Here is a 412-nt window from a genome sequence, read left to right as displayed (position 1 = left end):
TGGTGTGGGTGTGCGGGCCGGAGATCGTGCAGAACGGTATCCACCTGTCGCTGTGGCTGATCGTGCCGGTGTCGGGTTTGTTCGCGGCGATCTTCGGTGCGCTCTTGGGCGCGCCGACGCTGAAGCTGCGCGGCGACTACCTGGCCATCGTGACGCTGGGCTTCGGCGAGATCATCCGTATCTTCATGAACAACCTGAACGCCCCGGTGAACATCACCAACGGCCCGCAGGGCATCAACCTGATCGACCCGATCCGCGTGTTCGGCGTGTCGCTGGCTGGCGAGCCGGGTTCGGGCTCGATGGTCAACGTGTTCGGCTTCTCCACGCCGTCGGTAAACGCCTACTACTTCCTGTTCCTGCTGCTGTGCATCGGCGTGATCTTCTTCTCGGTGCGGCTGCAGGATTCGCGCCT

The 412-nt window shown here is 63.3% G+C and carries 1 pseudogene; it reads left to right on the top strand.

The annotated features are described in order from the left end of the window. Positions 1–412 (top strand): annotated as a pseudogene (locus tag J8I26_RS22560) (ABC transporter ATP-binding protein); the annotation flags it as partial.

It is taken from the genome of Herbaspirillum sp. LeCh32-8 (assembly GCF_017814915.1).
Taxonomy (GTDB): domain Bacteria; phylum Pseudomonadota; class Gammaproteobacteria; order Burkholderiales; family Burkholderiaceae_D; genus Herbaspirillum.
Note: the sequence above shows the minus strand (reverse complement) of the source record. Positions and strands in the feature narration are given on the sequence as shown.